This is a genomic window from Micromonospora sp. RB23 (assembly GCF_053585025.1).
In genome coordinates this window covers 1,636,831-1,650,644 of sequence record NZ_CM132111.1, presented here as the reverse complement: position 1 = coordinate 1,650,644, position 13,814 = coordinate 1,636,831, and the positions used below count along the sequence as shown (strand labels likewise).

Annotated in this window: 15 protein-coding genes; 7 read left to right on the top strand and 8 right to left on the bottom strand. The window is 71.6% G+C overall.

The annotated features are described in order from the left end of the window. Positions 1 to 67: 67 nt before the first annotated feature. A complete protein-coding gene (locus tag ACTFTM_RS07680) occupies positions 68 to 1,591 on the top strand; it encodes a cell wall anchor protein (protein WP_449565135.1) in 1,524 nt (507 codons plus the stop codon). A 341-nt stretch (positions 1,592 to 1,932) separates the two neighbouring features. Next, a complete protein-coding gene (locus tag ACTFTM_RS07675) occupies positions 1,933 to 2,133 on the top strand; it encodes a BTAD domain-containing putative transcriptional regulator (RefSeq protein WP_449566569.1) in 201 nt (66 codons plus the stop codon). A 296-nt stretch (positions 2,134 to 2,429) separates the two neighbouring features. On the opposite strand, the gene ACTFTM_RS07670 is transcribed toward ACTFTM_RS07675, so the two are convergent. The 4 genes from ACTFTM_RS07670 to ACTFTM_RS07655 form a co-directional block, all read right to left on the bottom strand. Beyond that, on the bottom strand, positions 2,430 to 2,849 hold the full coding sequence (locus tag ACTFTM_RS07670) for a hypothetical protein (RefSeq protein WP_449565134.1): 420 nt from the start codon (positions 2,847 to 2,849) through the stop codon (positions 2,430 to 2,432). Positions 2,850 to 3,009: 160 nt separating this feature from the next. Next, complete coding sequence (locus ACTFTM_RS07665) at positions 3,010 to 3,906, bottom strand: TIGR03619 family F420-dependent LLM class oxidoreductase (protein WP_449565133.1); 897 nt, start codon at positions 3,904 to 3,906, stop codon at positions 3,010 to 3,012. 156 nt (positions 3,907 to 4,062) lie between these two features. Beyond that, positions 4,063 to 6,261 carry an ATP-dependent DNA helicase RecG gene (recG, locus tag ACTFTM_RS07660; RefSeq protein ID WP_449565132.1) on the bottom strand — a complete coding sequence of 733 codons (2,199 nt, stop codon included), beginning with the start codon at positions 6,259 to 6,261 and terminating at the stop codon, positions 4,063 to 4,065. Beyond that, on the bottom strand, positions 6,258 to 7,871 hold the full coding sequence (locus ACTFTM_RS07655) for a DAK2 domain-containing protein (RefSeq protein ID WP_449565131.1): 1,614 nt from the start codon (positions 7,869 to 7,871) through the stop codon (positions 6,258 to 6,260). The genes recG and ACTFTM_RS07655 overlap by 4 nt, the downstream gene beginning before the upstream one ends. A gap of 248 nt (positions 7,872 to 8,119) precedes the next feature. Here ACTFTM_RS07655 and rpmB point away from each other — a divergent pair, with 248 nt between their 5' ends. Next, complete coding sequence (gene rpmB / locus ACTFTM_RS07650) at positions 8,120 to 8,311, top strand: 50S ribosomal protein L28 (RefSeq protein ID WP_091671657.1); 192 nt, start codon at positions 8,120 to 8,122, stop codon at positions 8,309 to 8,311. Between the two features lie 93 nt (positions 8,312 to 8,404). Here rpmB and ACTFTM_RS07645 read toward each other — a convergent pair whose 3' ends face one another. Both ACTFTM_RS07645 and ACTFTM_RS07640 read right to left on the bottom strand, forming a co-directional pair. Next, positions 8,405 to 8,899, bottom strand: coding sequence for a GNAT family N-acetyltransferase (locus tag ACTFTM_RS07645; RefSeq protein WP_449565130.1), 495 nt, complete (start codon positions 8,897 to 8,899; stop codon positions 8,405 to 8,407). Then, positions 8,896 to 9,828: a thiamine-phosphate kinase gene (locus ACTFTM_RS07640; protein ID WP_449566568.1), complete on the bottom strand. Its 933-nt coding sequence runs from the start codon at positions 9,826 to 9,828 to the stop codon at positions 8,896 to 8,898. Before ACTFTM_RS07640 ends, ACTFTM_RS07645 begins: the two co-directional genes overlap by 4 nt. A gap of 153 nt (positions 9,829 to 9,981) precedes the next feature. Between ACTFTM_RS07640 and ACTFTM_RS07635 the strand changes: the two genes are divergently transcribed. Together ACTFTM_RS07635 and ACTFTM_RS07630 are read left to right on the top strand one after the other, a co-directional pair. Continuing rightward, positions 9,982 to 10,215 carry an Lrp/AsnC ligand binding domain-containing protein gene (locus ACTFTM_RS07635; protein WP_007456453.1) on the top strand — a complete coding sequence of 78 codons (234 nt, stop codon included), beginning with the start codon at positions 9,982 to 9,984 and terminating at the stop codon, positions 10,213 to 10,215. Continuing rightward, positions 10,216 to 10,905 (top strand): DUF3515 family protein, encoded by a 690-nt coding sequence (locus ACTFTM_RS07630; protein WP_449565129.1) that lies wholly within the window; start codon positions 10,216 to 10,218, stop codon positions 10,903 to 10,905. A gap of 76 nt (positions 10,906 to 10,981) precedes the next feature. Here ACTFTM_RS07630 and ACTFTM_RS07625 read toward each other — a convergent pair whose 3' ends face one another. Then, on the bottom strand, positions 10,982 to 12,082 hold the full coding sequence (locus ACTFTM_RS07625; protein WP_449565128.1) for a D-alanine--D-alanine ligase family protein: 1,101 nt from the start codon (positions 12,080 to 12,082) through the stop codon (positions 10,982 to 10,984). A gap of 173 nt (positions 12,083 to 12,255) precedes the next feature. Beyond that, positions 12,256 to 12,474 carry a hypothetical protein gene (locus ACTFTM_RS07620; protein ID WP_425893402.1) on the bottom strand — a complete coding sequence of 73 codons (219 nt, stop codon included), beginning with the start codon at positions 12,472 to 12,474 and terminating at the stop codon, positions 12,256 to 12,258. A gap of 274 nt (positions 12,475 to 12,748) precedes the next feature. On the opposite strand from ACTFTM_RS07620, the gene ACTFTM_RS07615 reads away from it, so the two are divergent. Together ACTFTM_RS07615 and ACTFTM_RS07610 are read left to right on the top strand one after the other, a co-directional pair. After that, complete coding sequence (locus ACTFTM_RS07615; RefSeq protein WP_449565127.1) at positions 12,749 to 13,594, top strand: helix-turn-helix domain-containing protein; 846 nt, start codon at positions 12,749 to 12,751, stop codon at positions 13,592 to 13,594. Positions 13,595 to 13,601: 7 nt separating this feature from the next. Then, the gene (locus tag ACTFTM_RS07610) at positions 13,602 to 13,802 is read left to right on the top strand and encodes a DUF397 domain-containing protein (RefSeq protein ID WP_422738737.1); all 201 of its coding nucleotides are present in this window, start codon (positions 13,602 to 13,604) and stop codon (positions 13,800 to 13,802) included. Positions 13,803 to 13,814 lie beyond the last annotated feature (12 nt).

The following is a 13,814-nucleotide window of genomic DNA, read 5'->3' as shown; positions in this document are numbered from 1 at the left end:
CGTGCGGTGACCGTCCACTGTCTCTCCCGTGCCACACCCCTGACGCTTCAGCACTCCAGGAGTACCCGTGATCCGTCCCAAGCTGTCGCTCCGGCGACCGCTGGCCATCCTGGGAGCCGCCATCGTCGGCCTCACCGGGGTCGTCGCGGTGGCCGCCCCAGCCAGCGCACACCACACCACGATCAGCGCCACGGTCGGCTGCGACCGGCAGAGCGGCGAGCGCCTGATCACGTGGAAGGTGGAGAACAGCGAGACCAACAAGGACGCCACGCTCCAGACGGTGACCACCACCGCGGGCACCCCGGTGAACGTGATCACCAAGACCGCCAAGGCGGTACCGCTGCAGGGCTACGTCATCGACCAGGGCAGCTTCGTCCTGGCCGAGCAGCGAGTGCCCGCCAACACCACCACGGCGAACCTCAACGTGTACGCCGAGTGGCTGGTGGACGGCGTCAAGACCGCCGACAACACCAAGAACGAGACGATCACCCTCGCCGCCGACCGGGGCTGCGCGCCCGCCTCGACGTGCATCGACGCCAGCAAGGCCAAGTACACCCACACGTTCGACGGCCCGAAGGGCACCGCCACCGTCAAGCTCGACGGCAAGCTGCCGATCTGCGGCGACGGCAAGCAGTACTTCACGCTGGTGTCGTACTTCGCGCCGCGGCCGCAGTTCGCCACCCCGCAGTACGTGTACGGCACGCCGGACAGCGACTTCGTCAGCGCCACCCAGACCGAGATCACGCTGAACGTCGAGATCCCGGACTGCCACACCCAGGTCGACCTCATCTGGGGCGACAAGGACCAGGTCATCGACGAGATCGTCGACGGCGGCAAGCGCTACGACAACAAGAAGCTCGGCTCGCCGGGCGCCCCGGGCAACCGGTCCAAGGGCCCGCAGGGCTGGTACAACGGCGGCAGCAAGAGCTGCGTCACCCCGGCCTCGACCTTCGCGTCCAACTGCGACGGTTCGGTCGCCGTGTCGCTGAGCAACGACGGCAAGATCAGCAAGTACGCCGTCGAGTTCGAGGTCAAGGGCGAGAACGGCTTCACCAAGAAGGTCTCCGTCGCCCCCGGCAAGGCCGACACCAGCATCGTGGTGCCCGCCGCCGACGCCGGCAAGATCGAGGTTCTGGTCGACGGCAACGTCATCGAGAACGGCACGTACTCCTGGACGCGCCCCGAGGACTGCCCGCTGCCGGCCGTCACCACCAAGGCCGACTGCAAGGAGTTCGCCCTCACCGTCACCAACCCCGAGGGTGGCCTGCCGGTGAAGACCACCTTCACCTACGGCGACAAGACCGAGACCCGTACGGTCGCGGCCGGCGCGTCGGAGACGGTGACCTTCAAGGCTGGCAAGGACAAGACGGCGATCGTCGCCCTGCCGGACATGGACCTGGAGCTGGAAGCCATCTACACCCCGGAGGGCAACTGCGGCGGTAGCGGTGGCGGTGGCGGCGACGACGAGCCGGGCCTCCCGGTCACCGGTGCGGCGGCGGGCGGCATCGCCGCTGGCGCGATCGCGCTGCTGATCGCGGGCGCGGTGCTCTTCGTCATCGCCCGTCGGCGTCGGGTGACCTTCACCGCCTGACCTGACCTGCGCTGAAGCCAGAGGGCGCGTCGACCACCCGGTCGACGCGCCCTCGGTCGTGTGGCATCGGTCGCCAGAGTGGGCCGCCGCAGAAGCCGGTCGATCTCATCTACGCAGATGCGCACTACTGCCAGCCCAACGCTTGGTCAACCTGCGATCGATTCGCCGAGCGCAGTAAGTGGGTTCTGCTTCTCGCGGGCGGCCAGCGCATCAGCAGTCGCAAACTCGTCCAGTCGCTGTGGGCGATACCGCCGCGATCCGCGATGTCGAACCTACGCAGCTATCTCGGAGCGAGCAGCAGTCTCCTGCGCGATATCCGCGCCCTCGTGCTCGACTAACCCCTGCGCGACCGTCCATGGGAACAGCTCATGCGAGCGCTGTATCTCACCGGCGACCCGGCGGGAGCCCTCGTGACCTACCAGAAGGTGCGCGCATCATTCAGCGAGGCGCTCGGCATCGAGCCTTCCCGACGTCTCCAACAGCTACAGGGCTCGATCCTGCAACGCGACGACGGCGCCATCGCCCGACTCGCCCTGGCATAAGGATCACGTCAGCCCTTCGCCAGTTGCTCGGTGCAGCCGCCCCGCCCATCGCGACGTGGTGCTCCCATCATCGCCCAGCAGCGTCGGGAGACTTCATCCCTGATCGGTCCTGAAGCCCGAGGGAGCGCCAACCACCCAACTGGCGCGGTGGCGGCAGCTCAGCGCGGATGGAGTCCACCCCCGACGCGTCGATTTGGTGCTGTACGACCGGAGGCCGTCGGTGGGATCGGAGTGCGATCCCACCGACGGCCTCGTGAACGGCACGTCAGGCACTCACCCTTGACGTGGCTCGAAAGTCAGCGGGCGAAGTAGCGGTTGGACTCGGGGCGGTAGAGCAGCACCACCAGGGCGATGTCGGCGATCGCCACGAGCACGTTGAGAGCCAGCTGCACCGTCCCGAGGCCACCCTCGACGTCGGCCAGGCCGACGAGGGTGCCGATGAGCTGCAGGATCGCGAGAATCGTGAGCACCCTGCGGGCCCAGTTCGCGCCGTCACGCATCTTGAGGGCGACGAAGAACTGGACGACCACGAGGATGACGGCGAAGGCCACGGCACCCCACACGGTGCCCGTGCCGGCCGCCTCCGCATCGTCGCGGCCGCCGTCGAACAGGGAGACCACGTTGCTGAGCAGCGCGAGCCCGATCACGAGCAGGGTGAGACGGAACGCGTTGCGCACGGCACCGGGAACGCCCTGCTGCACCTGAGTTGCCTGCATGGAACACCACCTCTTGTCGAACGGACCACATCGGACGGGCATCGGCCGATCGACAAGATTTCTAACCGCTGAGCAACACCCGCAAACCCCCTAATGTGGAACTTTTTCCCCTAACTTGCCAAGTCGGCACATTAGGGGATATCTCGCATCTGAACGCCGGTCAGCCGGCCCGGACGATCCCGATGAACCGGCCGGCGACGTCCAGCAGTTCCGGGACCGACGCGCATGCCTGACCAAGGTCGATGAACGCCTCGTCGAGGCCGAGGGCGGACGCCTCCCGCACGTACGAGGCGGTCTGCTTCAACGCGTCGTCGGACACGCCGGTCGGCTCGACGTTGATGCGCAGCGGCGCTCGGAGGGTCGCCGGGTCCCGGCCAACGCCCTCCCACTCGGCCCGCAGAGCGCCCCACAGGTAGGTCAGGTTCTCCATCGGCATCTGGACGGGCAGCCAGCCGTCCGCGCTGCGGGCGATGCGCTTCAGAGCCGGCGGGGCGAATCCCGCCAGCAGGATCGGCGGGTGCGGCCGTTGCGCCGGCTTGGGATCGATCGTCGTGGGCACGATGTCGAAGTACGTCCCGTGATGCTCGACGACCTCCTGCGTCCAGATCGTCTTCAGTACGTCGACGGTTTCGTCGAGGCGACCGCCACGGTCCTTCCACGGCACGTTCACCGCGCTGTACTCGTCGTGCAACCAGCTGATGCCGAAACCCGCGTCGACCCGGCCGCCGCTGAGGATGTCCAGGGTCGTCAGGGTACGAGCCAACAGGACGGACGGGTACCACAACGCGTTGAGCGTGCTCATGCCGAGCCGCATTCGCTCGGTGTGCGCGGCGGCGAAGGTCAACGCGGTCAGCGGATCGAAGTACGTCTTGAAGGGTGCCGGCATGGGCGCCCCGGGCACGCCGCCGTAGCCGTCGCTGGGATCGAGCGGCGCGAGGATGCGATCGCCCGTCCAGAGACTGTCGTAGCCCATCGCCTCCGCCGTACGGCTGACCTCGACGACGGCTTCCTTCGTCGTGAACGTGCCGTAGTGGGGCAGGCCGATCCCGATCCGCATGAACTTCTCCCGACACCGCTGATGTCCGACTGTGAGTGGCGACCATGCGGCACGGGCTGTGGAGACGACCGTCAGCGTCCGTCGCACAGCCTTTCAGGAGTCAAGCACGGCCGTCGGAACAGCGTCTTGACGGTCAGTGGACGCGCGCGGCAGGCGTCAGCCCTTCTCCAGGTACTCCGCGCGGTCCTCGTCGACGAGCGCCGCCACCGAGGCGGCCAGCGCCGGATTGCGGGTCAGCTCCGGATCGTCCGCGATGAGGGTGATCGCCTCGGCGCGGGCGTCGCGGATCAGGTCGGCGTCGCGGCGCAGCGACAGCAGCCGCAGGTGCGAGCGGTGCCCGGACTGGGTGGCGCCGAGCACGTCGCCCTCGCGGCGCTGCTCCAGATCCAGCTCGGCGAGCTTGAAACCGTCGCTGGTGGAGGCCACCGCGTCCAGGCGCTCCCGCGCCGACGAGCCCTCTGCGGCCTCGCTGACCAGCAGACAGAGCCCGGCCGCGGCGCCCCGACCGACGCGGCCACGGAGCTGGTGCAGCTGCGAGACGCCGAAGCGGTCGGCATCCAGCACGATCATCACGGTGGCGTTGGGCACGTCCACGCCGACCTCGATCACCGTGGTCGCCACCAGCACGTCCAGGTCACCGGCGGCGAAGGAACGCATCACCGAGTCCTTCTCGTCGGCCGGTAGGCGGCCGTGCAACACCCCGATCCGCAGCCCGTGCAGCGGCCCCTCGGCCAGCAGCGGGGCCACCTCGGTCACCGCCAGTGGCGGCCGCCGACCGTTGTCGTCCTCCGGGGGCGGCTCCTCGTCCGACACCGGACCGTCTCCGATTCGCGGGCACACCACGTACGCCTGGTGGCCGGCGGCCACCTCCTCGCGCAGCCGACGCCAGGCCCGGTCCAGGAACGCCGGCTTCTCGGCGGCCGGGACCACGTGCGAGGCGATCGGCGACCGGCCCCGGGGCAACTGCGAGAGGGTCGAGACCTCCAGGTCGCCGTAGACGGTCATCGCCACCGTGCGCGGGATCGGCGTCGCGGTCATCACCAGCGTGTGCGGAGGCTGGTCGGCCTTGGCGCGCAGCGCGTCCCGCTGCTCCACACCGAAACGGTGCTGCTCGTCGACCACCACGAGACCCAGGTCGGCGAAGTCGACGCCCTCGTAGAGCAGCGCGTGGGTCCCCAGCACGATGCCGGCGGCGCCGCTGGCCACCTCGCCGAGCGCCCGTCGGCGGGCCGCCGCGCCCAGCGAGCCGGTGACCAGCTCGACCCGGGTGGCGTGCTCGGCGGAATCCAGCTCACCGGCCCGGCCCAACGGCCCGAGCAGGTCGAGCATGCCCCGGTGGTGCTGCGCGGCGAGCACTTCGGTGGGGGCCAGCAGCGCGGCCTGCCCGCCCGCGTCGACCACCTGGAGCATGGCCCGCAGGGCCACCACCGTCTTGCCCGAGCCCACCTCGCCCTGCAACAGACGGTGCATCGGGTGCGCGGCGGCCAGGTCCTCGGCGATCTCCGCGCCCACCTCGCGCTGGCCGGCGGTCAGCTCGTACGGCAGGCGGGCGTCGAACGCGTCCAGCAGCCCACCGGCGCGCGGCGGACGGGGCCGGGCCGGCCAGTCGGCGGCCCGGTGCTTGCGCTGCACCAGCGTCAACTGGACGGCGAACGCCTCGTCCCACTTGAGCCGCCGTCGTGCCCGGTGCAGCGCCTCCTTGGTGGACGGCCGGTGGATCTCCCGCAGCGCCGCGCCCAGGTCGACGAGGTTGCGGCTGGCCCGGACCGCGGCCGGCAGCGGATCGTCCGGCGGGGTGAACGTGTCCAGGACGACCCGTACGCAGCGGGCGATGACCCAGGTCGGTACGGCGGCGGCGGCCGGGTAGACGGGGATCAGCGCGCCCGCGAACTCCTCGATCTCGTCGTTGACCGCCGCCTCGCCCTCGCCCCCCTCGCCGAGCAGGACGTACTCCGGGCCGTTGAGCTGCCGTTTACCCCGGAACTCGGTGACCTTGCCGGCGAACAGCCCCCACCGGCCAGGTCGCAGCTCCCGTTCGCGCCACGCCTGGTTGCCGAAGAACGTCAGCGTCAGCACACCGCCGGAGCCGTCGCCGACGGTCACCTCGAGCAGGTTGCCGCGTCGCTGGCGCATCGGCCGTACGGCGGTGCGCTGCACCTGGGCCAGCACGGTGACCTGCTCGCCGACGTCCAGCGAACGGATGTCGGTGTGCTCGCCGCGCTCGTCGTAGCGGCGCGGGAAGTGGTAGATCAGGTCACCCGCCGTGTGCAGGTCGAGCTGGGCGGCCAACGCCTTGGCCGTCTTGTCGCCGACGAGCTTCTTCAGCGGCGTGTCCACCGTGGCCGACTCACTCATTCGACCCCCACCAGGAGCGGATAGTACGGCTGACCGCCCGGGTACGCCTGCACCTCGACGAACGGCCAGCGCCGCGCGACGTGCGCGCGGACGGCATCGGTGAGCCCGACGGGGGCGTCCACCCCGGCGAGCAGGGTGACGAGTTCCCCGCCACCGCCGAGCATCCGGTCGACCACGGCGACGCAGGTGTCGGTGAGGTCGGTGCCGATCAGGTGCACCTCCCCCTCGACCAGCGCCAGCACGTCCCCCGGGCGGCAGCGGCCGGCGACCGTGAGCGCCTCGCGGCTGGCGTGGCAGACCTCGGCGTAGCGGCATGCGCCGGCCGCCTCGGCCATCGCGATCACGTCGTCCTCGAATCGGCGGGCACCGTCGCGGACCGCGAGGGCCGCGAGTGCCTGCACCGGTGAACGGGTCGGCACCACGCTCACCTTGACGCCGTGGCGGTGGGCCTCGCGGGCCGCCGCGCTGGCGACCGCCTCCGTGTTGGGATCGTTCGGCAGGACGACCACCCGGGCCGCCCCCGTGCCGCGCACCGCGGCCAGCAGCTCACCGGTGGACGGGTTGCCGGGCACCACCGTCGCGCCCTCGGCGGCGAACAGCTCGGCGATCCCGGCGCCGCTGGCCACCACCACGGCGGCCCGGCCGTCCTCGGTCGGGCCGTCCGACGGCTGCGGCTGGTCGGCGAAGCGGGTCACCGAGATCCGGTACGGGCGGCCGGCGGCGATCCCCGCCTCGACCGCCGCGCCCACGTCGTTGACGTGCACGTGCACGGTCCAGGTGCCGTCCGGCTCGCGCCCGTCACCGACGACGACCAGCGAGTCGCCCAGCGCGTCCAGGGTGCGGCGCAGCACGGCCACCGCGTCGGCGCGCGCGTCGAGCAGGTACTGCACCTCGTACGCGTACTCCTCGGAACCGGTCTCGCGCGCGACGGTGGCCGCCGGACGGGCGGTGCGCGGCGGCGGCGCGGGCGTTGTCGTGCTCTCCCCGGTGAGCACCTCGACCAGGGCGTCGAGCAGGACGCAGAGCCCTCGCCCGCCGGCGTCGACGACACCCGCGCGGGCCAGGGCCGGCAGTTGCTCGGGCGTACGGGCCAGGGCCTCGGCCGCCGCCCGCGCCGCCTCGCGGGCCACCTGCGTCAGGTCGTCGCTGCCTGCCTGTTCGGCCCCCGTGGCGGCCGCGGCGACGACGGTCAGCAGGGTGCCCTCGACGGGGCGGCCGACCGCGGTGTACGCGGCGGCGGTCGCCGCCCGTAGCGCGACGGCCAGGGCCCGGCCGCGCACCGCCGGCACGGCGGCGACCGCGTCGGCGAACCCGCGCAAGATCTGCGAGAGGATGACCCCCGAATTGCCCCGCGCGCCCAGCAGCGCGCCCTGCGCCATCAGCCGCAGCGCGTGCCCGTGGGCGGTCGGACCGCTGTCGGGGAGGGTGTCCAGGTCCATCGACAGGGCCTGCTGCGCCGAGGTGAGGGTGAGCACCAGGTTGGTGCCGGTGTCACCGTCGGGCACCGGGTAGACGTTGAGCTGGTCGATCTCACCCTGGTGGCGCTTGAGCGCGACCAGGCCGCTCGCGCACCAGCGGCGGACCGCGACGGCGTCGAGGGTGTCCAGCACGGCAGAAGCCTACTGGCGCGCACCGACACGCGTCGGACTCGTCCGGCGTGTCCGGTTGCCCCGACGCCCGACGGGCCCACCCGCCCGGCCCGACCAGGCGAGCTTCGCCCGGCAGGTACAGTGGCCGCCGGAGCCAGCCCCCGGTCAGGGCGGTTGGTCACCCCGGCGGGGCATCGGGTAGGCTGACGCGGTTGCCCGGGCAGCACCTGCCGGCGACCTCATGAACGTTTCAATCCCAGGAGTATCCCGTGGCTAGCGTGTGCGACGTCTGTGGCAAGGGACCGGGCTTCGGCCACAACGTGCCCTGGTCCAAGAAGAAGACCAACCGCCGCTGGAACCCGAACATCCAGTCGGTGCGCACCCCGGCCGGTGGTGGCAACACCAAGAAGCTGCAGGTCTGCACCTCGTGCATCAAGGCTGGCAAGGTCACCCGCGCCTGACGCGGTAGCGCCACCTCTTCTCGTTCGGCTCAGCCGGCGGGCCCTGCGGCCCGCCGGCTCTGTCGTGTCCGCAGCCAGCGTGACGCTGGTGGCTCAGAGCGTACGGCCGAAGGAGACGCAGCCCTCGGCGTCCTTGTAGAAACCGAAGTTCGGAATCCGGTCATAACCGGCGGACGTGTACATGGCGATCGCCTCGGGCTGCTTGTCCCCGCACTCCAGGACCATCCGCTTGCGGCCCTGCTCCCGGGCCGAGCGCTCGACGGCGGCGAGGACCGTGCGGGCCACTCCGCGCCCCCGCGCCGCTGGGGCCGTGTACATCCGCTTCAGCTCGGCGGTGTCCGTGCCGTGGCTGCGCCAGCCGCCGCAGCCGACCGGCTCGCCACCCAGGTAGGCGACGAGGAACGCGCCGTCCGGCGGCTCGAACTCGGTCGCCGCCACCGGGGTGTCGTCGCCGGTGCCCCCGTAGCGGGCGGCCAGGTCGGCCAGAGTGGCCTTGATCAACTGCTGCGCCTCCGGCGCGTCGAACCGCACCCGCCGGATCTCGATGTCACTCACGGTGTCCAGGGTACGGCCGCCGAGGGACCTCATCGGAAGTGGTCCCAGCCCCGGGGTCCTTCGTAGGCGTCGCTGTCGACGGTCACCCCAACACCGTCCGTCACCAGGCCGATGGGACGCCACTGCGGCGGCAGCGCCACCGTCGGGGGGAAGGTCGCGGCCAGCGCGTGGTCCTCGCCACCCGCCAGGATCCAGGTGTACGGGTCGACACCGAGCGCCTGCGCGGCGTCGGCCATCTGCCGGGGCACCTCGAAGGCGTCGCGGTGTACGTCGATCGCCACACCGCTGGCCCGCGCCACGTGCCCCAGGTCGGCGAGGAGCCCGTCCGAGACGTCGATCATCGAGGTCGCGCCGAGCTGGGCGGCCTGCGGCCCGGCCGGGTAGGGAACCTGCGGCCGGCGGTACGCCTCGACCAGCAGCCGGGGAGTGCGGAAGCCCCGGCTGAGCACGGTCAGCCCGGCCGCCGCGTACCCGATGCGGCCGGCCAGGGCCAGCACGTCGCCCGGGCGGGCGCCGGTGCGCACCACGGGCGCCCGGCCGCCGAGGTCACCCAGCGCGGTGACCGCGATCGTCAGGGTGGGACTCGACGACATGTCCCCACCCACCACGCTCGCGCCGACCGTGGCCGCCTCCGCGGCCAACCCGTCGGCCAACTCCTCCGCCCAGCTCGTCTCGAGGTCGGCGGGCATGCAGAGGGCGACCAGCAGCGCGGTCGGGACGGCGCCCATCGCCGCGACATCGGCCAGGTTGGCCGCGGCGGCCCGGTGACCGACGTCGCGTGCCGACCCCCAGTCCCTCCGGAAGTGCCGCCCGTCGACGAGGACGTCCGTGCAGGCGACCACCCGGCCGTCCGGCGCGGCGACCACCGCCGCGTCGTCGCCCGGCCCGAGCACCGTCGTCGGGCCCATCGCCAGGCGGGCGGTGACCCGCCCGATCAGCCCGAACTCACCGATCCCGGCCACGCTGGCGGCACTGCCGGCGTCCGACCCGTTCTGCCCGGCACCGCCGCGCTCGCTCACCGCTGCTCCTTGACGACCGATAGGGATCAGACCTGGTCCGTAAGGTAGTTTCACCCTTCGGGCCGCCTTCGGGCGGCGACGGACGGAGGTCGAGTCGTGGTACAGGCGTACATCCTCATCCAGACCGAGGTCGGCCGCGCACGGGACGTGGCGGGTCTCATCGCGGACATCGCCGGCGTGGTACGCGTCGACGCCGTCACCGGGCCGTACGACGTGGTCGTCCTCACCGAGGCGAACACCGTCGACGAGCTCGGCAAACTCATCGTCAGCAAGGTGCAGATGGTGCCCGGCATCACCCGCACCCTCACGTGTTCGGTGGTGCGGCTGTAAGTGGACGAGATGACGACCCCCTCGGTGGTTCGGGACGACGGCGAGCGGGAGCCGACGGACACCTCGCCCGAGCCGGCTGACGGTACCCGCGCGGACGCCGACCCGGCCGCCGACGCGCCGGCCGGCCGGGACCGGACCGTCCGGGGAGCGGCCCTGCTCGCCACGGTGATCGCACTGCCGGTCACACTGCTGGTGGCCGTGCTGGCCTTTGCCAAACTCGCCCCGGAGACGCCGGCAGCCGCGCCGAGCCCTTCGGCGAGCACCGCCCGGGCGCAGTCCAACGCGCCGGTCGAGATGGCCGCGCCGGCGCTGGCCGACCGTCCGGCCACGGTCTGCCGGGCGCTGCTCTCCCAGCTTCCGCAGACCATCCGTGACCTGAGCCAGCGTCCCGTCACGGCGGGCCCGGAGCAGAACGCCGCGTACGGCGACCCGGCGCTCACCGTGGCGTGCGGAGGCACCGAGCCGGCCGTTCCGGCCACCGACGAGGTCTGGGTGGTCAACCGGGTCTGCTGGCACCCGGTCGAGGAGACCGATGCGACGGTGCTCACCACCGTCGACCGGGAGACGCCGGTGACGGTCCGCATCCCGCGCTCCTACTCGCAGCCGTTGCAGTGGGCCGCCCCGATCTCCAGCGCCATCGTGGCGTCGGTGCCCTCGGGCGGCGCGGTCCCCGCCGGCTGCCAGGGCTGACGCGCCGACGCGTGGCCCGTGCGGCGGGCCACGCGTCGAGGACGGCGTCGCTCAGTGCAGGCCGACGCCGGTCGGCTCAGTGCAGGCCGACGCCGCGCCGCTGGGCGGTACGGATCAGACGGTTGACCAACTTGGGGTACTCCAGGCCGGAGGCCGCCCACATCCGGGGGAACATCGACGTCGGGGTGAACCCGGGCATCGTGTTGATCTCGTTGAGGTAGACGTCCAGCTCGGGGGTGACGAAGAAGTCGGCCCGGGCCAGGCCGGCGCAGTCCAGCGCGGTGAACGCGCGGACGGCGTACTCCTGGACCTGACGGGTCACCCTGTCCGGCAGGCCGGCCGGGATGTCGTACTCGCAGGAGTCGTCGAGGTACTTGGCCTCGAAGTCGTAGAAGTCGTGGTCGGCGACCACCCGGACCTCGGCCAGCACGGACGCCTCGGGGGTGCCACCGGCCTCGCCCTCCAGCACACCGCACTCGACCTCGCGACCGACGATCGCGGCCTCGATGATGACCTTGGGGTCGAACTGCCGCGCGGTGGCGACCGCCTCGTCCAGTTGCGCCCAGTCGGTGACCCGGGTGATGCCGAACGAGGAGCCGGCGCGGGACGGCTTCACGAAGACCGGCAGGCCGAGCCGCTTCTTGTCCTGCTCGCTGAGCGTCATCCCGTTGCGCAGCACCGCGTACGCGCCGACCGGGATGCCCTCGATGGCGCAGAGTTTCTTGGTGAACTCCTTGTCCATCGCGGCGGCGGAGGCGAAGACGTTCGCCCCCACGTAGGGGATGCCGGCCATCTCCAGCATGCCCTGGATGGTGCCGTCCTCGCCGTACGTGCCGTGCAGCACGGGGAAGACCACGTCCACGTCGGCCAACGCCCGGGGGCCCTCGGTCGGGTCGAGCACCATCAGCCCGTTGCCGGTGGGGTCGGCGCGCAGCACGATGTCCGCGCCGGACTCGGCGGTGATCTCCGGGAGCTGGCGGGCGTTGATGGCGAGCTGGGCGGGATCTCCGCTGGTCAGCACCCACTGGCCGGCGCGGGTGATGCCGACCGGCACCACCTCGTACTCGTCCGGGTCGAGGGCGCCGAACACGCTGCCGGCGCTGACGCAGGAGATGCCGTGCTCCGGGCTGCGGCCGCCGAAGACGATCGCCACGCGGGTCTTGCCTGGGGTGGTCACTCCGGTCACCTCTTCGTACGCGACTGCGGCTGGTCGTGCTCGCCGGTGGCGCTCACCCGGTTGACCTTACTGTGCGTGGCGATCAGGCGCGGCGATACCCGGCGAGCCCCGAAGCGACACGGCAATCGGTCAACAGAGCATATACGGTGCGTGACGGAATGGTAGCGGTCGAATCAGTCCCGGGCGTGCCGGCGACCGACCGCGATCACCTTGACCCGCTGCCGGCCGGCCCGGACCATGCCCAGCGCCATGAAGGCTCCGGCGATCCGGTCGGCGGCCTCCCTGCTGCTGGCTCCCACGACCTGGCGGCGGCGTTCGGGGGCGACCCGCTCGTTACGGTCGACGCCCTCGACGGGACGCACGTCGGTGAGCACGACCAGGAAGCGCGTCATCACCGACCCCTGGCACGCGGGGGCGGAGACTTCGGAACGGTACGCACGTCGTCTCCTTCCGGCGGGCGGGCACGGGCGGCACGCGACGATCGGGTACGGGGGAGAAACCCGATCGCCGCGCGCCCTATCCCCTCCGGTCGCTCACCACCACCGTCGCCACGACAACCGGCGGTGAGGACGCGATAACAGATTGACACGTCTACAGCCATGAATGCAACTCTCATCGGCCATCTCTCATGTACCCGTTCCCGTAAATGTGTGCGACCATCGATGCATGGCCCCCAAGACCGCCCGCGCCCGCCGACTCGGCATCGCCCTACGCCAGTTCCGGGAAGCCGCCGGGCTGACGCTGGAGTCCGCGGCGGACGAGATCAACAGCACCCGCAGCACCCTCTCGCGCTACGAGAACGCCCAGACCCTGGTCAGCCCCGCCACCGTGCGCGCCCTGCTCACCTCGTACGGGGTGAACGCCGAGGAGGTGGCAGCGGCGGTGCAACTCGCCAAGGACGCACGCAAGCCGGGCTGGTGGGTCTCGTACTCGTACCTGCTCGACCCGCGCACCATCGACTTCATCGCCCTGGAGGCGGAGGCCACCGCCATCGCCAACTTCGAGCCGTCGGTGGTGCCCGGCCTGTTGCAGACCGCCGACTACATCCGCGGAGTGATGCGCGGCGGCCCGCACACCCTCGGCGACGAGCTGGTGGAGCAGCGGGTGAAGGTCCGGCTCGACCGCCAGCAGCGGCTCACCGCCGACACCCCACCCATCCTCGACGCGATCATCGACGAGGGCGCGCTGCTACGCCCCGTCGGCGACGAGTCGGTGATGGAAGGCCAACTGCGGCACCTCGTCAAGATGGCCGAGCTGCCGAACATCACCGTCCAGGTGATTCCACTCTCCGCCGGCTACCACCGGGGCACCCGTGGCTCGCTGCACATCCTGGAGTTCGCCGACCCGGAGGACCCGATCATCGCGTCGGTGGAGACCGTCGCCGGTCAGATGATCCTCGACCGGGCGGGCGAGACGCGTACCTGCACCAAGATCATGGAGCATCTGCGCAGCGTGGCGCTCAGTCCGGCGGACAGCCGGGCGATGCTCCTGTCAGTCCTGAAGGGACGGTAGGAGACCGATGACACCGACGATCACAGCGGCGTTGGCCGCGGCGGCGTGGCGCAAGAGCAGCCGCAGCGGCGACGAGGGAGCCTGCGTGGAGGTGGCCACGATCCCCCGACTGGTGGCGGTCCGCGACTCCAAGGACCCGGCCGGCCCGGCCCTGCTGTTCCCCCCGGCGGCCTGGGCCGCCTTCGCCCAGGCCCCACCGCGCCGCTGACCGCCGCGCGAT